We start from the raw sequence: 25,716 nt of genomic DNA, 5'->3' as shown, positions 1-25,716 counted from the left end.
TCCTCACACTTAAAATATAGTATTCCTTTTATTCTTTAATTACAATTCCTAGTAACCTAGAAAGTGAAATAGCCTGAGCTGGTGAGACTATAGCTCCGTATACATCTTCAATCCTTGCTCCCATTCCTTCAATCTCACAGCTAGTGAAATCCATTGCTTTTAGCTTGATACCGAACATTTGACATTGAGTCATATCTGTATCTTTAAATTCAACTTTAGAAAATTTACTCTCTTGGAAATCAGAAAAACGAAGCTGACAGTTGGTAAATATTACTTGCTTGCAGTTTGCATATCTAAAGAGCGCATACTGTCCGCCACATTCACTAAAAACAACATTTCTTATAGTTGCCTCACTTAAATTAATACCAACAATTTTACAATTTATAAATTCAACTCTATGGATTGAAGAATCTATAAAATCAACATTCGATAAATCACAGTTTTCAAATCTTACATCTTCAAGGTCACAATATCTAAAAGAGACATTTTTAAATATTACATTTTTAAATAATGTTTCTTTAAAAGACACTTTCTCTGCTTCATGGTTTTCTAGCAAGCAATCTTTCACTAATGCTGTTGATATTGAATCATAGTCTGATATATTATCCTGTGATAAATTAAAAATACATAAATCATCAGAAATATTCGGTTTTAATACTTTAATATTATTCACTTTCTCTGTCATTTTATCCCTCCGCTACCATCCACTGATCTTTAAATGTATATTCATGTCTTCGTTACTCAGCTTTCAGCCAAAGCATATACTAAAATGGTTATATATATTTTATTATACCTTACAATACCATTATTACCAAAAGCTTATATGGTTTACTATGAGAATAATACGATAATAACCTTTAATAATATAAACTATTAAATCTAAATTTGAACTAAATCTCAATGTATGATAAACTCTAACATAGAAAATTAGAGAGGAGGCTTCTTATGATTAAGCTTATTGCCAGCGATATGGATGGTACTCTATTAAACGAGCATGGCAAATTAAATGAAGAAATTTTCCCTATTATACATAAACTAAAAGAAAAAGATATATTATTTGTAGTGGCCAGTGGAAGACAATACTACAATCTTAAAAATAAATTTTCTAAACTAGAACATGATATTCCTTATATTGCGGAGAATGGTAGCTATGTGGTATTTAAAAACAAAGAGATGTCCTCTAGCATATTAGATAAAGCTACAACTGAACAATTATTAGAACAAGGAAGAAGACTTCAGGAATGTGAAATTATACTATGCGGTAAAAAAGGTGCGTATATTGAAAAAGGCCATGAGACATTTGTTAATGAAGTTAAAAAGTACTATTTAAAATATGAGATAGTAGACAACCTTAACGAAGTAAATGATGATATTTTAAAGTTTACAATATGTGATTTTAAAGGTGCTGCTGAGAATTCTAATAAAATTCTTCATCCCCTTTGGAAAGATAAGCTTAAAGTTACTGTTTCAGGAAAAGTTTGGCTAGATATAATGAATAAAGATTCAAATAAAGGTGTCGCCATAAAACTTCTACAAGAAAAATTTAATATAAAACCTGAAGAAACCATGGTATTTGGAGACTATTTTAATGATATAGAAATGCTCAATTCTGCTTATTTCAGCTATGCCATGGAAAATGCTCCTGAGGAAGTTAAAAAACATGCTAGGTTTTACGCTAAAAGCAATAGAGAAAATGGTGTGTTAGAAATTATTAAACATAAAATATTTTAAAAAAAGTCGATAAATAATTTTGTGTAAAGTCCAAATGACAAAGAGAAGTGCATCTCCCTAAACACACTTCTCTTCTGTATATGAACTAAATTTCAACATAGGGTAATCTCTATATGTTTTATGCTAAATTTTCCTCTGACGCAACTGTCATATTACTCCATCGTCCACACTTATCTCCCCATCTTGCAGCCAATTTTCCATCTCTATTAAACTCTACAACTTCGCATAAATTAGAACAATTATTACATTCAAAGCTCTTTACCTTGTAGTCACTTTCTGCTACATCGAAGCCTAGAAAGTTTGTTTTCTTAGTTCTTTTTACTTCTTCCTTTGCTAAAAGACAAGCTCCTACTGCTCCCATTACATTTGCATACTTAGGAACTATAACCTGGCATCCAAGCATTTTTTCAAAAGCTTTCTTTATTCCTATATTAGCAGCTACGCCACCTTGGAATAGGATAGGGCTTTTTATTTCCTTTCCTTTTCCTACGTTATTTAAATAATTTCTTACTAAAGCTTCACAGAGTCCATTAATAATATCCTCTTGATTATGACCAAGTTGTTGTTTGTGAATCATATCAGATTCAGCAAATACTGCACATCTACCAGCTATTCTTACAGAAGATTGAGCTTTTAAAGCAAGGGTTCCAAAATCTTCAATTGAAATATTTAATCTTTCAGCTTGCCTATCTAAAAAAGATCCTGTACCTGCAGCGCAAACGGTATTCATTGCAAAATCGTATATTATTCCATCTCTAAGTAATATAAGCTTAGAGTCTTGACCACCTATTTCAATAATAGTGTTTACATTGGGAACAAAGTGTAAGGCTGCAATTCCATGAGCTGTAATTTCATTTTTCACTATATCAGCACGAAGCATTATAGCTGCAAGTTCTCTTCCACTTCCAGTTGTACCAAGACCCATCACTTCAACATCTTCATCTAATCTGTTTTTCATAGTTTCTAAGCATTCCTTCATAGCCTGTATAGGTCTGCCTTGAGTTTTTATATAGAGAGTATCAATAACATTATTATCTTCATCCATTATTACTACGTTGGTACTGACAGAACCTACGTCAACACCAAGATATACCTTTTTCATTTTAAATTATCTCCTTTCTTCTATTGAGTAAATCTACAAAGGCTTCAAGCCTAGTTAGATATCCCGCTTCCCCAGTCATTTCATCTAATACTAGTTTAAGTATAGGTATGTTAAGATTTTTTTCTACTGTAGGTAAAATACTTTGAGCTACTATTTCTGGCATACAGGTAAAAGGAAGTAGATGAATTACTCCATTATAGTTACTTTCACCGTATAAGATTGTTTCTCCTACTGTATGTCTTGCATGGCCTCCAATTTCTAGATTGATATAAGGAGCTGCTGCTTTGTGAATTTCCTTCTTTTTAGATTTCACAAAGGGCAAAAAATCAATTTGCTCTTTTAAGAATCTACCAGTAGTTACAGCCATATCTACTTCTACTCCCATATTTCCAAGCTTCTTTACTATATTTAAATTAATAAATGGTTCAACTACGGTATAAATTTCTCCAACAATTCCTATCTTTAAACATGCTTTATTCTTATCAATAGGGATGCTTTTTAACTCCTTAATATATTTTTCAATAAGCTCTGAAGTTTCAGCACAACCCTTTACTTTATAAATTTCTTTTTCAAATCTATCATATAGACTATCTACAGAACCTTTTTTAATTTCTCTAGGTCTTACTTTAAGCGCAAGCTCATCTAATGCCTCAATTTTATATATTAGCTCAACACCCTTTTTAAACAAAGATATTAACTTAAAATAACTAGCATTTCCAGAAACACTCTTTAGTTGTTCTAAAAAGGTTTTTATTCTTTCTGGAGAGTTTAGTTGCTTTACACAAATTAGCTCAATATCATAGCCTAAATCTTTTAATATAAGTTTATGCAAAGTATTGTAAAAACCTATTCTGCAAGCATCACATCCACCCCACATAAATAAAGTGTCCGCTCCTAATTTAATACTTTCTAAGTAATTTCCTAGAGTTATTTTAAAAGGAATACATATTTGCTCTGGGGAATATCTAGCACCAATTTCTAATGTGGTTTTACTGCATTTTGGTGGACAAATAACTTCTACTCCTAAGTCTTCAAAAACTCCTTTTAATCCTACATATAAATTACCCATGTGCGGAAAGGTTATTTTCATAGTTATCCCTCCATTTAATCATATCAACAAAAGCTTCAATTCTTGTATTTACTCCCGCTTCACCGCTGTGTTCATCTAATGTTAAGAGCATAAAGGGAATATTGCTTCCATTCCTTATAACTTTTTCAACAATTTCTACTACAACTGAATCTATACCGCAGGCAAAGGTAGATATATATATTATTCCATCCACTCCTTTTGTATTTATGGCATGTAGAGTACTTCCTACGAGCTTTCTTGCAAAGGTCCAGTAGAGCTTATCTTCAAAGCTATTAGCTTGTTCATTTATATCTCCCTCATCAATCATCTCAGGAGTAAGTATATGAATTCCTGTATCTTTTATTTTCTCTATAATTCCCATATTAAGATACGTATCGTACAAATGATAAGGGTGACCTAATATAAGAATATTTTTCTTTTTATCTTTTAAATTTTCACGTATTTTAAATAGTTCTTTGTGATTTTTATATTCCGTTAGTGCTTTATGATAAGCCTTCATAATTTGCTTTTCATCACTACAAAAATATTTTCCTACTTGTAAAATTATATTGTTTAAGCTTCTTTTAGATTTAAGAAAGTCTATTTCTATGTCAATTATAGGTGGTAGATCCTTAAGAGAACACTTTATCATTTCTGGAAGTCCACAAAACTTAGGACATATAAATTCTCCATTATTAACACTTTTTAGCCTAGGAATAAATATATAATCAACCTTATTTCTTAAACTAAGTACATGACCGTGAAATAATTTAACAGGAATACAAGCCTCGTCTACAGCATTCCTAATGCCTTCATTTAAAATTTCTTTATTTGTAGGATTTGATATAATTACCTCCACTCCTAATTCCTTAAAAAAACGCATCCACAAGGGATAATACTGATAATATAACAGCGCCCTGGGAATACCTACTTTTTTTATCATAAATTACCTCCCAATAAACAAAACTGTTTATATTATTTACATTAACTTCATGTAATATACAAATAAAAATATGATTTAAAACAAATTAATATTAGATAGAACTAAATAAAATATCAAATAGGATTCAGCGTTAAGGTTTATCCTTACTGAATCCCATCTTATTTTCATATTTTTATAATGAAGCGTCTATTTTTTCAATTAAATATTTTATATTATCGTCTTCACTATTTAATCCTTCATACCAAAGAACGTCCTCTTTGTGATGTCCACCAAAATACTTAGCTTTCATAATAATTTCTGGTCTATACTCAAAATGCAAAATATCAAAGTGCCCCCATTTTCCACCCCAAATAAAATTGTTTTTTTCAAAGATTTCTACTATTTCCTTTGGATAGGAGCCTATTCTTTTTTCTCCCTCTTCCCTTGTAGCCCATTTCCAATAATCTCTCTTATCCCTTGCTAAATCTATGGCAATTCCAAAGGCATGAGGACTTAACCTGTTTGTTCCTGCTATATATCTATAGTTAAAAGTCCCACTATAAGGAAATACACATGAACTTATTTTACCACTATTTTTTGCTAGAGGAATAAGCTCTTCCATAACTTTTCTTAAGGATTCTCCTGCTTTATTTTTATTATTAAATCTAAGTCCTTTCACAGAAACTAAATTTCCCTCCACTTCTTTATTAGAGCTACCATAAACCTCCATTAATAGTGGATATACTCGCCCTCTTCCTGGATCAAAATTTTTATCCATTAGCTTTTCACTAATGCAGAGCGGATATATTTGCTCCATCATATCTTGTAAATCAGGATTAGCTATTTTTTCTTCAAAAGACTTTTCTTTTTTATCATCATATAGAATTTTTCTTCCAGATTTCATTATTACGTATACTTTTCCATTACTCTCCTTATTCAATTCACATATATATTCTGGATAAGCCATCATTAAAGATAAAATATCTTGCTTCATTATTCTTTCATATTTATCATTTTCTAAGGCCTCTACTAATGACGATTTTCTTATTAATATAAATGTTAAAATTAAAATCCATATTTTCTTTTTCAATTAATTCACCTTCTTTAAAAATGAACTCTAACCAACCAAAACTTTATATTTTTGTCGCTCCACCCAAGATCCCAAGGAACTTTGTTTCTATCTGTGTTATGGCAAGTTACAAGGGAATATCCTCTTGAATCTGCTCCAGTAACTACTGAAATATGAACAATATCTCCCTTTTTTTCATAAGCTACAAAGTCTCCTGGCAAAAGCTTGTAAGAAGCTTTATACACTTTTTCATAACTTCCCTGAGCAATCAGTGATGCTCTGCCGCTATTTAACATATAACTTTTAAACCCATCGGCATTTACCCAAGCTCTTGAGGCTGCACCTTTATCGTAGTTCCAAATAGAATTTTTTCTAAACTTACCGCCTTCATGAAGAATTTGAGAAGCAAAGTTTGCACAATCTCCTCCTAATCCATTAAAATCTCTATATTTTTTATTATATTTAAATCCATATTTCTCTTCTGACGCCGCTCCACAATACATATCCGCATATTCTATAGCCTTAATTCTTCTTTCATTTAAATTTGTAAAGTCTCTTTCCTTTTGGCTTAATATAAACTCTTTTATGGTATTAACCTTTAAGTTATTTATATTTAAGGAATCAGCAAAAGGATCTTTATACCACTCCTTAGTAATTATCCACACATCATTTTTATTGGCTAATTGCAAACTATGATAAGTTCCAATTCTTGAAATATTAATTTTATCAGGCTCATCTTCATAAATGTATTTATATTCAGTAGAACATATTAAGTTAGCAGAATACTTATTGTCGCTGCCGCTCAATCTTCTAATTACTATGTTAGGATTAATTTCAATAAACTTTACCCCTTGCCTTTCCCCCCAATTTTGTATATATTTCATTTTTCTTTTTTCATGCTCACAAGCCCAAACTCCATATTTAGTTTTTAAGTCATAGAGGGATTCAATTATTTCTATGTTTCCTTCTAATATTGCTTTGTTTCTATTTTTAAAAATTTCTTCTATAGAACTTTTTACCTTTTCTTTATCTTCTGGAGTCATAGCGTAAACATTAGCATGTTTAAAATATACTATTAAGGAAAGCATAATAACAACCATAGCTACTTGCTCTTTAGTTACTTTAATGAATCTCTTCAAAAAAAACTTCATAATTATAACAACTCCTTTGATTATTTCTTAATTAGTATTTCCTATAAGATTAAATCTACACTGGTTACTCTATGGAAAATCTTCATTGCAAAATTTATATTTACAAAAAATAAAAAAAGATATTCTTTAAATCAAGAATATCCTTAATAATATAATATATGAAAAGCTATAGACAAAATAGTAAATATAAATCCTGCATACCAACCTGCAATTACATCGCTTAGATAATGAACTCTAAAATACACTCGGCTTAATCCTACTGATATATTCAAGAAAAATATTATTAAACTAACCACATATATTATCCAGCTATGGTTAAATTTTAATATTAAAAAATATATACTTATAATTGAATATGCCATAAATACCATTGCATGACCACTAGGCAAGCTATATCCTCTTACCTTTAAAACCTTTATATGAGGTCTTTCTCTTTTAAATATAAGCTTTAAAATTTCATTGAATAACCAAACTATAATTACATTTAAAGAAAAAAATAATGCATCTTTATGGAGATTGTTTCTATAAAATATTATTGATATTATCAAGGTGAGGAGTACTATAGAAGTTGGGTCTCCTATGGTAGTCACTATTTTAAAAAATCTATTTAATCTTATATTTTCTATAGACTTTACATAATTAATAGCCCTTACATCCATAGGAAAATCATCTTTCTTGTTATAAAAGTATAATAGTATGAAAACAGATATGAAAAATAATATTAGTAAAATTTTAATCAATATTAAATACACTAAACTTTCCTCCATTTATATACTTTAATTAATTGCATAAATATAGTATATATTTCGCCTTTATCCTTGTCAAACTAATAAGGAAAACACATCAAACAAGGCTGCTTGATGCGTTTTAAACTTTTAATCTTACTCTTCACAAAAACTATTGTATATATAATTATATACGCTGTCATATACATTGCTACTTCCTATAACTACAATAATATCTCCAGATTTAAATTTATAATTAGGTCCAGGAGATATTACAATTTCTTCTCCTCTTCTATATGCAACAATTGTAGCCCCTGTTGCTTGCCAAAATCTAACTTCATTAATGTTTTTGTCAATTACCTTGCACTCTTTAGTAATTTCAATTTCAATTAAAGTAAAAGGAGTAATGTTTTTAAACCTATCAATAAAATCTAATATTTTTTCAAAATTAAGTTGTATTTCGTCATCTAATTGTTTCTTTTTTTCAATTAATTTAAATATGTTCTCTTTTACCGTAGACACATATTCCGTGTCCTTATATTTTTCTATGAACTTTTCTGCAGCAGACATTGATAAAATTTCTATGCCGCTTCCTCTTGTAGATGAAACTACATTCATTTCTTCAAGAAGAGCAATTGCCCTTCTTATGGTTTCAGGGGATACGTTATACATGCTGGCTAAGGTAGATCTTCCACTAATTTTTTCATCTATTTTAAAGTCACCCAAAACTATTTTATTAGCAACATCTAAAGCTATATTTTTGTATACCGCCCCACCTTGATGGACTTTCATTGTTATTCCTCCAGTATTATATATTTAATTCACAATTTATTAATCTCATATATATATTACAACAAAAATCTCTTTTTTTCTACTATTTTTCATGCTTTTCAAAGTATTCTATTGTAGCTCTATAAATTGCTCTATTAAAGAAATCATCATTTTCTAAAGAAAAGTCATTTCTATCCAATCGTATAAGTTGCTGCACTATTGGGAATAACTGCATTCCATATAAATACATACACTCCTCTGGTTTAATTCCTGGCCATGCGTTGCAACCTACTACTGTTCTTCTGTTATGTGTTTTTACTTCCTTAGGAATTGTATTATATATTTCATCCTCAGGATATATTACTGGTTTATCTAAAGTTCCTGTAGGAATTCCCTCTATAGCTTTAACTCCAATTGGATTTGTATCCACTAAATATGGATCTGCTGTTAAATCAAGAATTATAGCATGTGGTTTTAAATGTGCAATCAGCTCATTTTCGATAATAAATTTTGATGCATCATCCCTTGTGGTAGCATCCACTAAAATATCTGCTTTCTTTAATTCTTTTATTATTTCTTCTTTATCTCCTGTAATAGTTCTTGGAAGCATGGTTACTTTTATTCCTTTTGTTCCAAAACCCGCCATTTTATTATTTAAATCCTTATTACCATACTTTCCTGCAGCTCTTGCAGCATAAAGCCCTACCATTCCCATTCCCATTATTGTTACATTTATAACCTCTCGGTCTTTAGAATAGAAATCCTTCATACTTTTGCTTAATTCTTCAAAGGCCATTTCTATGCCATTGCCAGAAGTGCCATTATAATTTACTACTATTCTCTCTGAAAAATCATTTCTTAGAGAATCCATGGATACTCCAAATATATTTTTACTCTTTAGCCTTTCCACTCTAGTAGGTCTTGTAGGATAGTGAAGCATGCTAACTAATGTACTTCCATCTTCCATTATATCTATTTCATCAAATTCTGGAGATCTTAAAACCACAACTATCTTTTGTTTATAACATTCTTCTTTTGATACGAATTTAATATTTTCGTTGGCCTTTAAATACTCTTCTTCACTTATTCCCATTTTAGAGCCATAACCTTTTTCTAAATAAAATTCTCCCTTTTCTACCTTTAATCTTTGAAAAAAGTCAGGCAAAAAATCCCTCTTTTCATTCTCTTCCTTGTGCATTCTTGGAAATCCTAATGTAATCATTTTTATCCCCCTATTCTTAACAAATTATTAATTATTTTTTATATGAAAGTTTTTGACAACCAAAAACCTGTATAGTATAATAAAGTTGTTATTTAGTTACAACCTCATTATATAATTAAAGTTGTAATTTTTCAAGAGCTTAAAGGGGGATTTTACTTATGAAAGATATATTAGAATTGATGAATACGGATAATTTTAAATACATTATTTCAATAGATTGTGAAGGAACTAATTTTGATAAAAATTTAGAAAATAATGTTTTAAATCTAGAGAGATTTTTAAAATTGAATTCTGATAATGGTATTACTACCATTTTATTTATAACTCCATTTTTTGCAGACATGCTTCATAAGCTAAATTTAACGGAAAAAATTAAAGAGTATAATGTAATTTTTGGATTGCATATACACCCCGAAAACCTTCCTGAGGAACTAAATTTAAAATGTAGTTTTCTAAAGCCGGAGGAGCATTTATTAGCTTCCTATAATTTTGACGAGCAAAAAATTATAATCAAACATTCCATGGATTACTTGAAAGAAAAAGGTATTGAACCTATTCAGATATATAGAGGTGGATATTTCTCCATGAATAATGACACCGCAAAAGCATTATGGGAGCTTACAGATATAAGATTTGAATCCCATAATATTTACAGAGAGCAATATAGTGTAAATAACGGTCTTCTTACGTCATTACCTGTGTATGCTAAAGACGAAAAAGAAGAGTTAAGATTAGAATATTTTTCTTCTGATAAATTAATTGAGCTCCTAAACGAAGCTAAGGAAAAAGATAGGTATGCTATAGGGGTTACTCATAGTTATCTACTAGATCCTTTGGATTTTCATTATGAAAGAGATGGTTTAAAAGAAGATATTCATCAAATACAAAGTAAATTAATACAGGAGGAAAGTGTATGAGAAATTATAGAGAAATTGAGTTGTGGAAAGATGTTACTGAAGAAGAATGGAACGATTGGAAATGGCAAGTTAGAAATAGAATTACTACCGTTGAACAGCTAAAGAAAGTTATTAATTTATTACCTGAAGAAGAAGGCGCTATTGATAAATGTTTAGAAAGCTTAAGAATGGGTATATCCCCTTATTATGCTACTTTAATAAACCCTAATGATTTAAATGATCCTATTAGAAAACAAGCTGTTCCTACTATTCAAGAGTTATGTTTCTCAGAGGCAGATATGAATGATCCATTACATGAAGATGCTACCTCGCCAGTGCCAGGACTTACTCATGCTTATCCAGATAGAGTATTGTTTTTAATTACTGATATGTGTTCCATGTATTGTAGACATTGCACTAGAAGAAGATTTGCTGGCCACACCGATTCCTTTATGCCAAATGAGCGTATTGAAATGGCTCTAGATTACATCAGAAATACTCCTGTTGTTAGAGACGTTCTTCTTTCTGGTGGAGATGGACTAATGGTTAGTGATGATAAGCTTGAATATATTATAAAAAACTTACGAGAAATTCCTCATGTAGAGATTATAAGAATTGGTTCTAGAATTCCGGTGGTTAATCCAATGAGAATAACAGATGATTTAGTGAACATGCTAAAAAAATACCATCCTATTTGGTTAAATACTCACTTTAATCATCCAAATGAAATTACTGAAGCTTCAATAAAAGCCTGCGAAAAACTTGCTAATGCAGGAATCCCGCTAGGAAACCAGTCAGTTCTTTTAAGAGGAGTAAATGATTGCGTTAATATACAAAAGGATTTAGTTAATAAATTAGTAAAGATGAGGGTTAGACCTTATTATTTATATCAATGCGATTTATCTCAAGGAATTGAGCATTTTAGAACAAAAGTTTCTAAGGGAATTGAAATAATTGAAGGCCTAAGAGGACACACTTCTGGTTACTGCGTTCCTACTTTTGTGGTAGATGCTCCAGGTGGAGGAGGAAAGATACCTGTAATGCCTCAATATGTAATTTCTCAATCTCCATCCAAGGTAGTATTAAGAAATTATGAGGGAGTAATTACCACTTATACAGAACCAGCTTCCTTCGAAGAAATAGATTGTAAATGCCCAGGTTGCACTGATAATAAAAACATTTCCTCTACTGGCGTTTCCTCTCTTTTAGAAAATCAAAGAGTAAATCTTGAACCTAAATCTTTAGATAGAAAAGCTAGAATTGAAGAATATAAAAAGAAAGCTACATCCTAATTAAGATGTAGCTCTTCTTTTTGTAAAATTATTTTATTTTAAATGTTCTTATATCTTTTTCAAGGGTTTGAGCCATTCTATTTAGCTCTTCAGATAATGCATTTATTTCTTCCATCTCTGCATTCTGCTCTTCTGTTGCTCCACTAACATTTTGTGCCGCATCAGCAATAGTATTTGATATTCTTGAAACATCCTCTACCACTGTTAAAAGTTTATTTCTACATTGGTCAACACTCTTTAAACTTTCAGAAATGTTGTTGATTTTTTCTACTACATTTACTATAGAAGTATTTATTTCATTAAAGGTGTCACGAGTATTATCTACTGCTTCATTTTGATCTTTGATTACAGCATCAGAAACTTTAATTGTGTCTAAAGCTATCTCTATATCTTTTTGAATACTAGTAATAATAGATTTAACATTGTTAGTTGATTGAGCAGTGTTTTCAGAAAGCTTTCTAACTTCTTCCGCTACCACTGAGAAACCTCTTCCAGCTTCACCTGCTCTAGCCGCTTCAATAGCTGCATTTAGAGCAAGTAAATTAGTTTGCTCTGAAATAGAAGTAATAGTTTCAACAATTCCACCTATATTATTTGCTTTGTAGCTTAAGTCGTTAATAACCTTAGATACCGCCTTAACCACATCACTGCTTTCCATATTTTTAGCTTCTAACTTATTAATTGTTTGGAAGCCCATGGTTGAAACTTGATGAACTTTATTAGTTGTTTCTATACTTTCGGAAATTCTCTTTACAACTAAATCTAATTCTTTTGAAAGTTCATTAGCTGCAAGTACACCCTCTCTTGAATTTTCCGCTCCTCTTTCCATACTTGAAGCTATCTCCGTTATTGTCTCTGCTACCTCACTAATAGAACTTGATGTTTGCTGAGTGGATGCCATTAAGGATTCTGACGAATGAGATACAACACCAGAAGCATCATTAATATTTTTAATAAGATTCTTCATATTATCTAGCATAGCATTAAAACTATTGCTTAATACTCCCACTTCATCTTTAGATTTATAATCACTATAAACCGTTAAGTCCCCAGAAGAAGCTTTTTCTGTAACATGTACCAAACCTACTAATGGTTTTACAAAGTTACTTGAGAATAAATAAGTAATTACTATTACTATTAATAATATTACAGCTCCAATTACATAACTTGCTTTTTGTATGTAGTTAACCAAAGCTAATGCATGGCTTTTCTTTTCTACTGTTATAACAGCCCAGTTATCAGACTCTCCTGGTAATTTTATAGTTTGATATGCACTAATAATAACATCACCATTTAAATCCTTATATTCTACAACACCAGACTTACCTGCTAACGCTTCTAATGTGACTTCCTTTAGCCTATCTGGTACTTTTATTTCTCCAGTTTCAGTTTTAGGAGCACCCTTTTCATCCTTAATTACTTTTCCTGAAGCATCTCTTTGTCTAACAGTCTTTGTTAAGTTCTTGTAGTTATATATTTCTTGAACTTGATTTTGTTCTGGATGGGCAATTACTGCTCCTTCTCCGTCTATTACATAAGCGTAAACTGATTCTGTACTATACTTTTCAACCATCTTTTGAAGCTCGTCCAACTTTAGATCTGCATCCATTACGCCTACCATCTTATTTTCCACATCGAAAATTGGGAATATAATTGAGTTTATAGCGTCACTATCATCATTTACAGTAAGATAAGATTTACTAACAAAGGGTTTTTTCATCTCAACACTTTGCTTAAACCACCATCTATCTGCTCTATTAGCTAATTTTCCTGTAGTTCTAGCTGTTTGGTCACCCTTCATATCCTGAATACAAAACAAATCAAAATAGGGATTTCTTTTCATGGTATCCTTTACAGCTATATCTTGCATCTTTCCATCCATTTGTCTTACATAATGATTACTTATAAGTTCTTCTGTCAACACATATGCCTTTGTCATATAATCTGTTACTCCATTAGCTATAGTGTTAGACAGGGTTTTATGGTCTTCGTGAAAATGAGTTGTAAGGTTTTTACTTGTTATTAACGAAGACATAATTGTAACAATTAAAATTGGTACAGCCACAAGTACTATTGCGGCAGCAATTAGTTTATGTTTTATCGATTTTATTTTAATCCCCTCCTAAAAAAATATTGAAATAATTACTTATAATTACATGTCTTATATATTGTATAATATAACATTTTTTGATAAATTTCAATGTATTTAATACTTTTTTTATTATAATTATACATTATAGTAAAATTAAAGAAAAGCTCTCCTTAATTGGAAAGCTTATTTTTTTATACCGTAACCACCCATAACAGTCTTAGTATCGCTTATGGATATAACGCAATTTCTACCATTCTCCTCTATAAGTTTAATAACTTCATTTTTTCTTTTTCTTTTTATATGAAGCAATAGTAAACTTTTATCTTTATTTATACCTTCTGCTTTTACCTTTGTTACTCCAACATTTTCTTTTCTTAGGATTTCTATAAGTTCCTCTCCTTCCATCTCGGGAATTATTACACTTATAGTAAGTAGTCCTAATGCTAATTTTTCCTCCATTATACACCCTACGTAATTACCACAGGCATATCCTAAAGCATAAGTAACCATTCTTATAGGATCTTCACTGATTCCAACTAAAACCTTATTGATAAGATATAACCATATTGATATTTCAAAGAAACCAATAATTGATCCATATACCTTTTCTCCTCTAGTGATTAATACAGTCCTTATAGTCATAAGAGCTACTTCAACTATTTTAGCAACGAAAATCATTATATATATGAACACAATCTTCTCCCCTTTTTATTAAATATATATATTTATGATATCTTTTAATGCAGCCGCTGCTGCCCCTCTTGGATTTGAAGCTCCACCTATTAAATATATTTCTCCCATGGTATCTGTATTAAATAATATTCCCTTATTGCTACCCTTTATATTCCCTAAAAGACTATTTGTATCTATTTTTTCAGGCGTAACTTCTAACATCCATTTGCCATCTTTAGCATACGCTTTGCATAATAATTTTATAACTTTATTTTCTTCCTTAGCTTGAAGAATATGCTGTTTTTTTATATCTCTAATTCCTGTAATAGATACATCTTCTAAGGAATAAGTTGTATCCATTAAACTATTGCTTAAAATTAATAATTTAGAAGCACTATCAATTCCATCTATATCCATGGAATTTTCTCTTTCAGCTATACCTTTTTCTACTGCCTCTTGTAAAGCCTCTTCAAAGGATATGTCATCTTCAAACATTCTATTCAATATATAATTAGTTGTCCCATTTAAAATTCCTGTTATATTTTTAATTTGAGAAGCTGCCAAGCTATATGTGCCTAAATCTAAAGTAGGTAGTGCTGCAGCCGTTGCACCACTATATTTAATCTTAACATCCTTTTTATTAGCAAGTTCTATTAATTGATTAAAGTTTGTTACTAATGCTCCCTTAGAAAGCATAACTATATCCATACCTCTATTTATAGAATTTATAATATAATTTAAAGAAGGTCCTCCAGTTTCTATATTGCTTGGAGTACATTCAACTAATATATCTCCCTCTAAAACGGGATAGTTATAAAAAGCCTCTCTATTAAAGTCACTATATTTTAGTATTCCTCTAGAACCTAATGGACAATCGTATAGATAGGACATATCAAGACCTCTATCTTCATAAATACATCCATCCTTTTCTAAAATTCCACATAAGACTAAAGTTAAGTCATATTTTTCTTTAATATATGATTTTTTTTCATTTAAGAGCTTAACAAATTCTTTTCCCACATTACCAAAGCCTGATAGAATAATTTTCTTTATCATTAGCTCACCATTCCTTTAATATTATAAAATTTCTGAAAATAAAAAAGGTGACATATTCCCTCATAATCAATTATATCATACTAAATAAAAATTGCGGAGCAAAATTTTACAGTTTCCTAGTATTTTGGTTGATAGTTAGCTAGTTACTGTTAAAATTCGTCAAGAATTTTCCAATTAACTAAAATACTAAAAATCTAGAAAACTAATTAACTCTAAATTTGCTTCGCAATTTTCTAATTACTCTTCTATTAATATAACCCCTACAAGTCCTGGGCCACTATGTACTCCAGATACAGGGCTAATAGCTCCCCCCAGTACAACTTCCGTTGCATTTTCTAAAGTTTTAACTCTTTCATATAACTTTGTAGCTTCCTCTAAGCCATCTCCATGAACAATTTGAATTCTATATTTTTTTTCTTTCAACATATCTTCAATTATTTCAAACATTCTATTTAGAGATTGCTTTCTACCTCTTACCTTATCCGAGGTAATATACTTACCATCATTAATATCTATAGAAATTATAGGCTTAACATTTAATAGTTCCCCTATGGTTCCAGAAACCTTTCCTATTCTTCCACCTCTTTTTAAATATTCTAAGGTTCCTACAACAAAGTATATATGTACCCTTTTTCTAAACTCATAAACTTCCTTTATTATATCATCAAAGGCCTTTCCTTCTTTTATAAGTTGGCCACATTTCTGAACAAGAGCTCCTTCCCCCCCAGATATTGCTTTAGAATCCATTACATGCGAAGTTATTTTTGAATGATTTTCGCTAACTAACTTAACTCCATTATATATTCCAGATAACCCAGTAGATAACGTTATTGCAATAGCATGAGTATATCCTTCCTCTTCTAGTTTAGAAAATAAATCCTCCATATCTTGCATGGATGGAAGAGAGGATGTTGGAACTTCTACCTTAAAATTGTCATACACCTCTTGTGGCGTAATTTCAATCTTATCCTTATATTCCTTGTCTTTATAAATTATTCTAAACGGTAGTACATGTACATTATACTCACGAATAATTTCCTCTGTTAAATCTGCTGTGGTATCAGTAATCAAAGCAATTTTTTCCAATTTAACTTCCTCCCTAAATTCGTAATATTTATATATTATTCCACACTATGTAAAAATTATATCACTATTCATATGGATACATCAATACTGATATGCACAATTAATACCATATAAAAAAGGAATCCTTGCTTATAACAAAGATTCCTTTTTTATAAATTATGTTTTTAATTTAAATTTATATCCGCACCTTGGGCAAGTTACTAATATATTGCCCTTTCTTCTAGGTAACCTTACCTTTTGAGAGCAATTGGGGCATCTAGTTATCAAAAAGTTCTTTCTCTCTCCTAGCTTATTTTTAATTCTTCTTATTGTTTGCTCTATTTCACTTTTTATATTAATATAGGTGCCTCTTCTGCCTACTGCATAAATTATTAAAGCCAACCCTAAAACTCTTGTTCCTTTTGAAATGGACAAAACTAAACCAAATATCAAAAGAAATCTAATAGTTTTATCATTATTAAATACATTTCTATAATAATTCATATAAATAATTACCTCCCTGAAGTAATTAAAGTCATTATATATATATTATCATATTTTTTCTAATAATTTTATTAAAGATTTATAAACTTTTTACTCTATTTATATGAATTATTCAAAGTGTACAGGTAGAGCAACTTTATTTTTAAGTTTCCCACCTTCTTCTCCCTTCAATCCTTCTATTATTAAGAAATAATCTCCCTGAAGTTTAGCTGCTTCTACAGGATATAATATTATTTCATCTTTGTTTTCTACGTCATAATTTATTTTTACTTCTTCAAAGGTTTCTTCTTGAATCAACTTTATTGAATTCGCTCCTACAGTGTTAATATCTACATTTTTATTTAGTTTTATTTTAAACACTGCTTTTTCCTTAGATTTTACTAATTTAGGCATCTTCGTATAGTCATTAAAGTAAACATTGAAATTCTCCTTAATATCTTCTTCTGTTAGCTTAGTCCAGTTAATTCCCTTTCCTAAAAACAAACTTCCTTCTGTAGATGTATTTACAATGTATTTTAAAGCATCCCAATATTCTTTACTTCTTCCTTTTTCTAAGTCTATATAATACTCTTTATTATTTTGAAGTAATTTTAGTAACTTCTTATTATCAATAGACTTATTTCCTGAAAATAATAACTTAGCCACCTTTAAGGGATCTATTTTATTTGTATTAACGTTGGGCATTATGCCTACATTGTTTATCTCTTTTCCTAGAGGAGAATAAAAACTATGAGTAGTTAATTTTAATACATCTCCATTGCTTAAAGAAAATATGGTTTGCTGTACCCCTTTTCCATAAGTTTTGATTCCAACTATCAATGCCTTATTATAATCTCTTAGTGCAGCAGAAAGTATTTCCGATGCAGAAGCCGTATATTCATTTACTAATAAAATAATATCTTTATTAATTACATAATCATGTTTAAAGGCTTTATATTTGTATTCATTTTTATCCTTGTCTTTCATTACTGTTGCAATATTATCTTCTATGAAATAGCCTAATATGTCATATGCTGAATTTGTATAGCCCCCTGTATTATTTCTCAAGTCTATGATGTACTTTTCAGCACCCTTTTTATTCATATCAATCAATTTTTCCTTCAAAAGACTAGGAGTATCTTCTCCAAAGGATGAAATTATAATATATGCGACTTTATTATCTAATAATTCTCCTTCTATGGTAGGTATGTTTATTTCTCTTCTCTCCACAGAAAAATTTAATACTTGCTCTCCTCTTTTCACGGATAAATTAACAAAGGTACCTTTTCCACCTTTAATATACTTTACAGCTTCTGATGCGGTTAACCCTTTAATCCCCTTGCCATCTACACTTGTAATTATATCTCCAACTTTTAACCCTGCCTCTTCTGCAGAAGAACCTTTAAGGAAGGAATTTATCTTTATTCCTTCTGTTACCAACTCATTATAAATGCCTATTCCATAAAAATTTTGATTTATAGCTCTTACAAATTCATTAAATTCTTCTTTTGTGTAATACTCACTATAAGGATCTTTTAAATTTTTAATAACTTCACTTATATCCTGAGAATTTATTCCTTCTTCCGAAAGATTATAAATAGAGTTATTTTGTATTAAATACTTTACTTCCCATAAACTTTGTTCATTATCGCTATATGCATAAGAAGTATCACTTAAAAACAATAAATTAAACAAAAAAACAAATGCAAGTAATCCACTTTTAAACCACTTTTTCTTTAAGTATTTCATCTAAATATCTCCTGCCTTTCTATTATTACTATTATAAGTCAACTTTTAAAAAATATGAAACTAATTTTTGTATTTTCAACACAATACAACATTCTCCATTTATCAAAATAAGTTTTCATGAGATATTATAGAAATATTGAGAATACTCTTTATTGATAAAATTTTAACGACTCTATTTAACTTTATAGAAAAACGTGATAGAATGTCTTTGTCGGTATTCTTATGAAACTGAACACTATAAGTTTAATAAGAAATTTCCGAATTATATCCCTAAAGGGAATAAGAACGGAGGTAATTAAATGGAAAAAAAGTTAAAATCATCAATCAGTCTTAACACAAGACAAATTGCCGTTATTGGTATGTTGTCAGCAATCTCAATTTTTCTTGGAGTATCTGGTTTAGGTTTTATCCCTATTCCACCGGTGAAAGCTACTATAATGCATGTACCTGTAATTATTGGAGCTATTCTAGAAGGACCTTTGGTTGGAGCTATGATAGGATTAATCTTTGGCTTATTTAGCGTAATTAATGCTATTGCAAATCCAATGCCACTATCCTTTGTGTTTATGAATCCACTAGTTTCAGTAGTTCCTAGGGTTATTATAGGACTTACTGCTTACTATTGCTATTCAGCACTATCATCAAAATTTGGTACATTAAAAATGGCAATAGGGGCTGCAATAGGTTCCTTGACTAATACCTTTGGTGTATTAGGGCTTATTTACTTAATTTATATTGAAAAATATGCTGCAGTGTACAATATTAGTGTATCTGCTGCTAGAAAAGGCATAATTGCTGTAGCTTTTACAAATGGAATTCCTGAAGCTATATTATCAGTTTTAATCACTATTCCAGTGGTTATGGCAGTTAGAAAAACTAGAAAGTAATTATAATCTCCTGGCTTTAAGTCAGGAGATTTTTGTAAAAGGAGATATTAACATGAGAGAGATAAGTTTGTTTGATATAGAGGGAATATGTCTTGGTCATGCACAAAACTACGAAAGTGGAACGGGATGTTCTGCCATAATCTGCACTGAAGGTGCTACAGGTGGCGTAGATGTTCGTGGAGGTGCCCCTGGCACTCGTGAAACAGACCTTTTAAATCCAGTAAATATGATTGAAAAAATCCACGCTGTAGTATTATCTGGCGGGAGTGCCTTTGGTTTAGACTCAGCCAGTGGAGTTATGAAATACTTGGAAGATCAAGGGGTGGGCTTCGATGTAGGTGTAACTAAAGTTCCAATAGTTTGTTCAGCAGTACTTTTTGATTTAACAGTAGGCAATAGTCAAATTAGGCCAGATAAAAATATGGGCTATGAAGCCGCCCTTAATTCAGAAGAAAATAAAGAAAACCTACAAGGTAACATTGGCGCTGGTACCGGTGCTACTGTTGGGAAAATGCTAGGGCCTGAATATTCAATGAAGGGTGGACTAGGGAGTTATTGTCTTCAAGTAGGTGAGCTTAAGGTTGGAGCTCTTATTGCAGTAAACTGCTTAGGAGATGTAATAGACCCAAGTACAGGCGAAATCCTTGCTGGTGCATTTATGGATGGTAAATTTGTAGACACCGAGAGTTGGATGATTGATAATTACCATAAATACAACAATGTTTTTCAAGGCAATACAACCATTGGAGTAGTAGTTACTAATGGAACTTTGTCAAAATCTCAAGCTAATAAAATTGCATCCATGGCACACAATGGCTACGGTAGAACCATGCGACCCGCTCATACAATGTTTGATGGAGATACAATTTTCACCATGGCTACAGGCAAAGTAGAAGCTGATATAAATCTTATTGGAATGCTAGCTGCCAGAGTTGTTGAAAAAGCCGTTATAAATGCAGTAAAAAATGCATCTTCACGCTATGGTATTATGGCCTATGAAGACCTTAATTTAGATAAATAGTTAATAGTTTTTTAGTTTTTTAGTTTATGAGGGAATTCTGTTTATACAGAATTCTTTTAATTTAAAGGGATTTTGAGAACACTCAAAATCCCTACCATAACTATTCACTAAAAAACTATTAACTAAAAAACTAAGAATTAGCTATCACACCTATAACCGTGTCTAAATCTTTTAATATTCTAATTTCCCCTGTTAGCTTTAAATCTTTAATTTTAATTTCCTGTCCAAATTCCATCTTACTTACTTCTATTTCAACACTGTTTGGAATTAATGAACTTTCACCTTCTACTTCAATTTCATTTGAATAAACTTGAAGATAAAGTCCTCTTCCATTTAATAACTCTTTTCCAGTGAAGTTCACAGGCACCGTCCATTTAACAACTTCCGTTCCCTTTACAGCTTGAATATCTATATGTATTATTTCATTTGTAGAATCATCTCTAGCTACATCCTTTATAATGCCTTCCTGCTTTTTATTATTTAATAAAAAGGATATTCTTGATTTTTCTCCCTTTTCTTTAAGCAAACCTATTAATTTGGTCTTTTCGAATTTAACAAAAATATTCTCCAAATCCTTTCCATATATAACTCCCGGTATAAACCCTTCCCTTCTGGATACTTTTGGCTTCTCCATTCTTACTTGTGCATTTAATATCCCTTCCATTGTAAAACCTCCTCAGTAATTATAATATTTTTGTATTGCAGTTAAATTTAAGTATAGCATACATCTGGAATATTTATGCACTTTTAGGGTATTGTTTACAAGGAGTTTACACAAGGTTCATAGTTTTAATACCATGTTTATATGTTCTATGCCACCTTCATAAAAAACTTCGCCAAAGGATTTAAAATTAAGTTTTTTATAAAATTCTTCAGCGTATTTTTGAGCATGGATATAAATTTCTTTTATTCCTATCTTAGTAGCTTCTTTTATCATATTTTCTACTAAGTATAACCCTATTCCCTTTCCTCTATATTTTTTAATTATAGATATTCTTCCAAAAGAACAGCTACTATTTTCAACTACAATTCTTCCTGTAGCTATAGGAAAATTTTCTTCATATATAACTATATGCTTCGATATTTTATCCTTACTATCCTTTTCTATTTCCTTTGGTACATTTTGTTCTATTACAAAAACTTGATTTCTTATTTCATAAGCATCTTTTAAATCATCATTACCTTCTAACCATATAAATTTAAACATAAATTCCTCCTTATTTGAAATACTAAATAATTGTGATATATTTTATATTAAGAGGTGAATACTATGATTGACTATAAAAAAATTATAAATAACCAAAAAAAGTACTTTTTAACTAGAGCTACATACTCTATAGATTTTAGAATAAACCAATTAAGAAAATTAAAATATTTAATAGAAAAGAACGAAAGTAATATTTGCAACGCACTTATGAAAGATTTGGGAAAGTGTGAATTTGAAAGCTATGTTAGTGAAATTAGTTTTGTTATATCTGAATTAAATTATATTATAAATAATTTAAGAACATGGTGCAAGGATAATAAAGTAAAAACTCCAATCACAAGCCTTCCCGGAAAAAGTTACATAGTAAAAGAACCCTACGGCTCTGTGCTAGTTATAGGTCCTTGGAATTATCCCTTTCATTTAATATTCAGTCCTATTATAGGTGCTATTGCAGCCGGCAATTGCGTTGTTGTTAAGCCTTCTGAGCTTTCTCCTAATATATCTGCATTAATAACAAATATAATTAACAAAAATTTTAACCCATGCTATATTTATTCAGCAGAAGGAGGAATTGAAGAAACCACTTCCCTTTTATCCTTAAAGTGGGATTATATCTTTTTTACTGGTAGTGTTAATGTAGGAAAGGTAGTAATGGAAGCTGCTAGTAAAAATCTTACACCTTTAACTCTTGAACTTGGTGGGAAAAGTCCTTGCATAGTAGATAAGGATTCAGATTTACTAGTATCAGCTAAGCGTATTGTTTGGGGTAAATTTTTCAATACAGGGCAAACCTGCATTGCTCCAGATTATCTATTTATACATAAAGACATCGTTAAAAAATTTATTCCACTTCTTATCAAATATATTAAAAACTTCTATGGAGAAAATGCAATAAATAGTTCTCATTATGGAAGAATAATAAATGATAAACATTTTGATAGACTAACTTCATATTTTAAAGATGGAAATATAATTTATGGTGGGGAAACAAGTAAAGAGAATTTATATATATCGCCTACACTAATAGTAGGAACAAAAACAAATTCTCCCTTAATGAGTGAAGAAATATTTGGCCCTATACTACCTATACTTCAGTTTTCTAATTTAAATGAAATTATATATTTTATTAATAACAGACCTAAACCATTAGCTTTATATTATTTTTCTAAAAATGAAAATAACATAAGTAAAATTATAAAAGAAACTTCTTCAGGTAGTGTTTGTATTAACGAAACCCTATCCCAAATTAACACTCATTATCTTCCTTTTGGAGGAGTTGGAACTAGTGGTATGGGAAAATATCATGGAAAATGGAGTTACGAAACCTTTACTCACCATAAGTCTGTGATGAAAAGAAGCTTTCTTTTAGATTTAAAAATTAAATATCCACCTTATAATTTACCTGCGAAAAACATAAGAAAATTCATAGAATATTAAATCAACTATTGTTTTTTCATTGTAAAAAATATCACATAATGGTAAAATATAAAGAATAATTTAATTAATACTTTAATCAAAACTTAAAAATACTAAGGAGGTAGTTTAAATTATGAAAAGAAGAAATGATTTTTTATTAAAAGCGGCCTTAACAACAGCTGCTGTTGGCGTAGGAACATTCATATACAAAAAATATAATCAACGTAAAAAAGAACAGTATGACATGTCTGAAGGAGAAGGCGTAATTGAAATAGAAGAATTTGAAGATAATATCCCATGTGCTTGTGATCACGAATCTTTTAACGAAGAAGATATGAATTCAAACTTTGAAATTAAATTAGACGATGAAACTTCTACTATGGAAATAGAAACTGAAGACAAAAATAATGAATAAAAGGATGCTAAAGCATCCTTTTATTCATTATCTTTAATATTTTTTACTTGCGTTGCCGCTGCTTCACTAACAAACAATTTATTTACTCTTATAACTGCTTCTGCAACGTTTAATGAATGATCTCCTACTCTCTCAAAATTTGATATTATATCTAAATAAATAGCACTTACTCTTGCCTCACATCTAGATGTATTCAATCTCTTGATATCATTATCTCTTAGTTTCTCTTGGAATGCATCTATTTTATCTTCAATATCTATTACAGTACTAGCTAATTTTACATCATTTTTCTCAAAGCTTTCTATAGATGTATCCAATGCTTTAAGAGTATATTTATACATTTCATTTAGCTCAGTTTGAGCTTCCTCTGAAAAGGTTAATTTTTTTGCAATCTTTTCTGTAGATAAGTTTGCAATATTTTTAGCATGATCTCCAATTCTTTCTATATCGTTAACTACATGGAACATGGAGGTTACCTTATCTACCTGTTGCTTTGAAAGCTCGGTATTTGAAAGCTTAACAAGAAATTTTGTTATCTCTTCTTCAAGTAAATCTACTAGATCTTCGCCTTCCCCAACTTTCTTAATTAAATTTTCATCTCCTGTTTCAATTGACTCAACTGCTAAAACTAATATTTCTCTTGCTTTTTCACCCATTCTACCAATTTCTTTACTACACTGTCCTACTGCAATTACAGGGGTTTCTAGCAATCTGTCATCCAAATATAATATAGCTGGATTTTCCTCTTCTATATCACTTGGTATTAATTTATTAACAAGAGCAACTAAATATTTAATAAATGGTGCTTGAATTATAACATTTGTAACATTAAATAAAGTGTGAGCGTTAGCTATCTGCTTACCAACATCGCTTGGACTTATTGTTAATATTAAATTTGATACAGGCTTTAATATTATTAAGAAAATTACGGTACCAACTAAATTAAAAATCATATGTATAAGAGCTGCTTTTCTAGCATTTTTATTAGTACCAATACTTGATAATAATGCAGTTGCACAAGTTCCTATGTTATTACCAAATAAAACAGGTAAAGCAACAACCAGTGGTATTAATCCAGTATTTGCTAAAGTTATAAGTATAGCCATTGTTGCTGATGAACTTTGAATTATAGCTGTAAGAACTAAGCCTACTAAAACTCCTAATATTGGATTAAATGATAAAGTAGCAATTAAACTTACGAAGCCCTCTGATTTAGCAAGTGGTTTCATAGCACCTGACATTGATTGCATGCCTATGAACAAAATACCAAATCCTAAGATTATATTTCCAATTTCTCTTCTTTTATCCCCTTTAGAAAATAAAACAATCAAAGCTCCTATACCTACAAAAACAGGAGCAATTGCTGCAAGATCCAGGGCTACTAGTTGTCCAGTAACGGTAGTACCAATATTTGCCCCCATAATAACTCCAGCAGCTTGGTATAAGTTCATAAGCCCCGCATTAACAAAACCTATTACCATTACTGTAGTAGCACTACTACTTTGTATTATTGCAGTTACGATAGTTCCTATTAATATTCCTTTATAGGGATTAGAAACAACCTTTTCGAAAAATCCTTTTAATCTATCCCCAGCTGCATTTTCAAGGCCATCTCCCATAAGCTTCATTCCATAAAGAAATAAACCTAGCCCTCCAAAAAGACCTATTAACATTTGCGAAGTATTCATTCGTTAACTCCTTCC

The 25,716-nt window shown here is 30.3% G+C and carries 25 protein-coding genes; 7 read left to right on the top strand and 18 right to left on the bottom strand.

The genetic code is table 11. The features are described from left to right. Window positions 1-28 precede the first annotated feature (28 nt). Window positions 29-685 carry a pentapeptide repeat-containing protein gene (locus ABDZ69_RS06215; RefSeq protein WP_343767820.1) on the bottom strand — a complete coding sequence of 219 codons (657 nt, stop codon included), beginning with the start codon at window positions 683-685 and terminating at the stop codon, window positions 29-31. 260 nt (window positions 686-945) lie between these two features. Here ABDZ69_RS06215 and ABDZ69_RS06210 point away from each other — a divergent pair, with 260 nt between their 5' ends. Then, a complete protein-coding gene (locus ABDZ69_RS06210) occupies window positions 946-1,731 on the top strand; it encodes a Cof-type HAD-IIB family hydrolase (RefSeq protein WP_343767817.1) in 786 nt (261 codons plus the stop codon). 118 nt (window positions 1,732-1,849) lie between these two features. On the opposite strand, the gene ABDZ69_RS06205 is transcribed toward ABDZ69_RS06210, so the two are convergent. The 8 genes from ABDZ69_RS06205 to ABDZ69_RS06170 all read right to left on the bottom strand — a co-directional run bounded on the left by ABDZ69_RS06205 (window position 1,850) and on the right by ABDZ69_RS06170 (window position 9,762). Beyond that, complete coding sequence (locus ABDZ69_RS06205) at window positions 1,850-2,833, bottom strand: acyl-CoA dehydratase activase (protein WP_343767815.1); 984 nt, start codon at window positions 2,831-2,833, stop codon at window positions 1,850-1,852. Window position 2,834: 1 nt separating this feature from the next. Then, window positions 2,835-3,923, bottom strand: a complete 1,089-nt coding sequence (locus ABDZ69_RS06200; protein ID WP_343767812.1) for an acyl-CoA dehydratase activase-related protein — start codon at window positions 3,921-3,923, stop codon at window positions 2,835-2,837. Next, window positions 3,895-4,845 (bottom strand): acyl-CoA dehydratase activase-related protein, encoded by a 951-nt coding sequence (locus ABDZ69_RS06195; RefSeq protein ID WP_343767810.1) that lies wholly within the window; start codon window positions 4,843-4,845, stop codon window positions 3,895-3,897. The genes ABDZ69_RS06200 and ABDZ69_RS06195 overlap by 29 nt, the downstream gene beginning before the upstream one ends. Window positions 4,846-5,017: 172 nt before the next feature. Continuing rightward, complete coding sequence (locus ABDZ69_RS06190; RefSeq protein ID WP_343767807.1) at window positions 5,018-5,914, bottom strand: M15 family metallopeptidase; 897 nt, start codon at window positions 5,912-5,914, stop codon at window positions 5,018-5,020. Between the two features lie 14 nt (window positions 5,915-5,928). Next, window positions 5,929-7,044, bottom strand: coding sequence for an amidase domain-containing protein (locus ABDZ69_RS06185; RefSeq protein ID WP_343767804.1), 1,116 nt, complete (start codon window positions 7,042-7,044; stop codon window positions 5,929-5,931). A 143-nt stretch (window positions 7,045-7,187) separates the two neighbouring features. Beyond that, window positions 7,188-7,796 (bottom strand): phosphatase PAP2 family protein, encoded by a 609-nt coding sequence (locus ABDZ69_RS06180; protein WP_343767802.1) that lies wholly within the window; start codon window positions 7,794-7,796, stop codon window positions 7,188-7,190. Window positions 7,797-7,925: 129 nt separating this feature from the next. Continuing rightward, window positions 7,926-8,561: a GntR family transcriptional regulator gene (locus tag ABDZ69_RS06175; protein WP_343767800.1), complete on the bottom strand. Its 636-nt coding sequence runs from the start codon at window positions 8,559-8,561 to the stop codon at window positions 7,926-7,928. 82 nt (window positions 8,562-8,643) lie between these two features. Next, a complete protein-coding gene (locus tag ABDZ69_RS06170) occupies window positions 8,644-9,762 on the bottom strand; it encodes an alanine dehydrogenase (protein ID WP_343767797.1) in 1,119 nt (372 codons plus the stop codon). A 158-nt stretch (window positions 9,763-9,920) separates the two neighbouring features. Here ABDZ69_RS06170 and ABDZ69_RS06165 point away from each other — a divergent pair, with 158 nt between their 5' ends. Both ABDZ69_RS06165 and kamA read left to right on the top strand, forming a co-directional pair. Next, window positions 9,921-10,679: a polysaccharide deacetylase family protein gene (locus ABDZ69_RS06165; RefSeq protein ID WP_343767794.1), complete on the top strand. Its 759-nt coding sequence runs from the start codon at window positions 9,921-9,923 to the stop codon at window positions 10,677-10,679. Further along, window positions 10,676-11,950 (top strand): lysine 2,3-aminomutase, encoded by a 1,275-nt coding sequence (gene kamA, locus ABDZ69_RS06160; protein ID WP_343767791.1) that lies wholly within the window; start codon window positions 10,676-10,678, stop codon window positions 11,948-11,950. Before ABDZ69_RS06165 ends, kamA begins: the two co-directional genes overlap by 4 nt. A gap of 28 nt (window positions 11,951-11,978) precedes the next feature. On the opposite strand, the gene ABDZ69_RS06155 is transcribed toward kamA, so the two are convergent. The 6 genes from ABDZ69_RS06155 to ABDZ69_RS06130 form a co-directional block, all read right to left on the bottom strand. Continuing rightward, on the bottom strand, window positions 11,979-13,985 hold the full coding sequence (locus tag ABDZ69_RS06155; protein ID WP_343767788.1) for a methyl-accepting chemotaxis protein: 2,007 nt from the start codon (window positions 13,983-13,985) through the stop codon (window positions 11,979-11,981). Between the two features lie 240 nt (window positions 13,986-14,225). Beyond that, entirely contained in the window at window positions 14,226-14,738 is a 513-nt protein-coding gene (locus ABDZ69_RS06150) for a DUF2179 domain-containing protein (RefSeq protein ID WP_425544644.1), read from the bottom strand. A gap of 15 nt (window positions 14,739-14,753) precedes the next feature. Further along, window positions 14,754-15,770 (bottom strand): homoserine dehydrogenase, encoded by a 1,017-nt coding sequence (locus ABDZ69_RS06145; RefSeq protein ID WP_343767786.1) that lies wholly within the window; start codon window positions 15,768-15,770, stop codon window positions 14,754-14,756. A gap of 237 nt (window positions 15,771-16,007) precedes the next feature. Next, window positions 16,008-16,856 (bottom strand): DegV family protein, encoded by an 849-nt coding sequence (locus ABDZ69_RS06140; RefSeq protein ID WP_343767784.1) that lies wholly within the window; start codon window positions 16,854-16,856, stop codon window positions 16,008-16,010. A 156-nt stretch (window positions 16,857-17,012) separates the two neighbouring features. Then, window positions 17,013-17,339 carry a zinc ribbon domain-containing protein gene (locus ABDZ69_RS06135; protein WP_343767782.1) on the bottom strand — a complete coding sequence of 109 codons (327 nt, stop codon included), beginning with the start codon at window positions 17,337-17,339 and terminating at the stop codon, window positions 17,013-17,015. 108 nt (window positions 17,340-17,447) lie between these two features. Further along, a complete protein-coding gene (locus tag ABDZ69_RS06130; RefSeq protein ID WP_343767780.1) occupies window positions 17,448-19,067 on the bottom strand; it encodes a S41 family peptidase in 1,620 nt (539 codons plus the stop codon). Window positions 19,068-19,366: 299 nt separating this feature from the next. Between ABDZ69_RS06130 and ABDZ69_RS06125 the strand changes: the two genes are divergently transcribed. Together ABDZ69_RS06125 and ABDZ69_RS06120 are read left to right on the top strand one after the other, a co-directional pair. After that, the gene (locus ABDZ69_RS06125) at window positions 19,367-19,954 is read left to right on the top strand and encodes an ECF transporter S component (protein ID WP_343767778.1); all 588 of its coding nucleotides are present in this window, start codon (window positions 19,367-19,369) and stop codon (window positions 19,952-19,954) included. A 52-nt stretch (window positions 19,955-20,006) separates the two neighbouring features. Continuing rightward, window positions 20,007-20,975, top strand: a complete 969-nt coding sequence (locus ABDZ69_RS06120; protein WP_343767776.1) for a P1 family peptidase — start codon at window positions 20,007-20,009, stop codon at window positions 20,973-20,975. 130 nt (window positions 20,976-21,105) lie between these two features. Here ABDZ69_RS06120 and ABDZ69_RS06115 read toward each other — a convergent pair whose 3' ends face one another. Together ABDZ69_RS06115 and ABDZ69_RS06110 are read right to left on the bottom strand one after the other, a co-directional pair. After that, window positions 21,106-21,639 carry a 50S ribosomal protein L25 gene (locus ABDZ69_RS06115; RefSeq protein ID WP_343767774.1) on the bottom strand — a complete coding sequence of 178 codons (534 nt, stop codon included), beginning with the start codon at window positions 21,637-21,639 and terminating at the stop codon, window positions 21,106-21,108. Window positions 21,640-21,756: 117 nt separating this feature from the next. Continuing rightward, window positions 21,757-22,182 (bottom strand): GNAT family N-acetyltransferase, encoded by a 426-nt coding sequence (locus ABDZ69_RS06110; RefSeq protein WP_343767772.1) that lies wholly within the window; start codon window positions 22,180-22,182, stop codon window positions 21,757-21,759. A gap of 63 nt (window positions 22,183-22,245) precedes the next feature. On the opposite strand from ABDZ69_RS06110, the gene ABDZ69_RS06105 reads away from it, so the two are divergent. Then, a complete protein-coding gene (locus tag ABDZ69_RS06105) occupies window positions 22,246-23,619 on the top strand; it encodes an aldehyde dehydrogenase (RefSeq protein ID WP_343767770.1) in 1,374 nt (457 codons plus the stop codon). Window positions 23,620-23,731: 112 nt separating this feature from the next. Beyond that, window positions 23,732-24,013, top strand: coding sequence for a hypothetical protein (locus ABDZ69_RS06100; RefSeq protein ID WP_343767768.1), 282 nt, complete (start codon window positions 23,732-23,734; stop codon window positions 24,011-24,013). 20 nt (window positions 24,014-24,033) lie between these two features. Here ABDZ69_RS06100 and ABDZ69_RS06095 read toward each other — a convergent pair whose 3' ends face one another. Continuing rightward, on the bottom strand, window positions 24,034-25,701 hold the full coding sequence (locus ABDZ69_RS06095) for a Na/Pi cotransporter family protein (protein ID WP_343767766.1): 1,668 nt from the start codon (window positions 25,699-25,701) through the stop codon (window positions 24,034-24,036). Between the last annotated feature and the right edge of the window lie 15 nt (window positions 25,702-25,716).

Source organism: Clostridium malenominatum, assembly GCF_039521365.1.
Classification (GTDB): Bacteria; Bacillota; Clostridia; order Clostridiales; family Clostridiaceae; genus Clostridium_AW; species Clostridium_AW malenominatum.
The sequence above is the reverse complement of the archived record's forward strand: the minus strand, read 5'-3'. Positions and strand labels throughout refer to the sequence as shown.

Bases quoted from the DNA above. Each gene is read 5' to 3' on its own strand.
- ABDZ69_RS06215 (WP_343767820.1), bottom strand. From the start codon at position 685: ATGACAGAGAAAGTGAATAATATTAAAGTATTAAAACCGAATATTTCT.
- ABDZ69_RS06210 (WP_343767817.1), top strand. From the start codon at position 946: ATGATTAAGCTTATTGCCAGCGATATGGATGGTACTCTATTAAACGAG.
- ABDZ69_RS06205 (WP_343767815.1), bottom strand. From the start codon at position 2,833: ATGAAAAAGGTATATCTTGGTGTTGACGTAGGTTCTGTCAGTACCAAC.
- ABDZ69_RS06200 (WP_343767812.1), bottom strand. From the start codon at position 3,923: ATGAAAATAACCTTTCCGCACATGGGTAATTTATATGTAGGATTAAAA.
- ABDZ69_RS06195 (WP_343767810.1), bottom strand. From the start codon at position 4,845: ATGATAAAAAAAGTAGGTATTCCCAGGGCGCTGTTATATTATCAGTAT.
- ABDZ69_RS06185 (WP_343767804.1), bottom strand. From the start codon at position 7,044: ATGAAGTTTTTTTTGAAGAGATTCATTAAAGTAACTAAAGAGCAAGTA.
- ABDZ69_RS06175 (WP_343767800.1), bottom strand. From the start codon at position 8,561: ATGAAAGTCCATCAAGGTGGGGCGGTATACAAAAATATAGCTTTAGAT.
- ABDZ69_RS06170 (WP_343767797.1), bottom strand. From the start codon at position 9,762: ATGATTACATTAGGATTTCCAAGAATGCACAAGGAAGAGAATGAAAAG.
- ABDZ69_RS06165 (WP_343767794.1), top strand. From the start codon at position 9,921: ATGAAAGATATATTAGAATTGATGAATACGGATAATTTTAAATACATT.
- kamA (WP_343767791.1), top strand. From the start codon at position 10,676: ATGAGAAATTATAGAGAAATTGAGTTGTGGAAAGATGTTACTGAAGAA.
- ABDZ69_RS06155 (WP_343767788.1), bottom strand. From the start codon at position 13,985: ATGTCTTCGTTAATAACAAGTAAAAACCTTACAACTCATTTTCACGAA.
- ABDZ69_RS06145 (WP_343767786.1), bottom strand. From the start codon at position 15,770: ATGATAAAGAAAATTATTCTATCAGGCTTTGGTAATGTGGGAAAAGAA.
- ABDZ69_RS06135 (WP_343767782.1), bottom strand. From the start codon at position 17,339: ATGAATTATTATAGAAATGTATTTAATAATGATAAAACTATTAGATTT.
- ABDZ69_RS06130 (WP_343767780.1), bottom strand. From the start codon at position 19,067: ATGAAATACTTAAAGAAAAAGTGGTTTAAAAGTGGATTACTTGCATTT.
- ABDZ69_RS06125 (WP_343767778.1), top strand. From the start codon at position 19,367: ATGGAAAAAAAGTTAAAATCATCAATCAGTCTTAACACAAGACAAATT.
- ABDZ69_RS06120 (WP_343767776.1), top strand. From the start codon at position 20,007: ATGAGAGAGATAAGTTTGTTTGATATAGAGGGAATATGTCTTGGTCAT.
- ABDZ69_RS06115 (WP_343767774.1), bottom strand. From the start codon at position 21,639: ATGGAAGGGATATTAAATGCACAAGTAAGAATGGAGAAGCCAAAAGTA.
- ABDZ69_RS06110 (WP_343767772.1), bottom strand. From the start codon at position 22,182: ATGTTTAAATTTATATGGTTAGAAGGTAATGATGATTTAAAAGATGCT.
- ABDZ69_RS06105 (WP_343767770.1), top strand. From the start codon at position 22,246: ATGATTGACTATAAAAAAATTATAAATAACCAAAAAAAGTACTTTTTA.
- ABDZ69_RS06100 (WP_343767768.1), top strand. From the start codon at position 23,732: ATGAAAAGAAGAAATGATTTTTTATTAAAAGCGGCCTTAACAACAGCT.
- ABDZ69_RS06095 (WP_343767766.1), bottom strand. From the start codon at position 25,701: ATGAATACTTCGCAAATGTTAATAGGTCTTTTTGGAGGGCTAGGTTTA.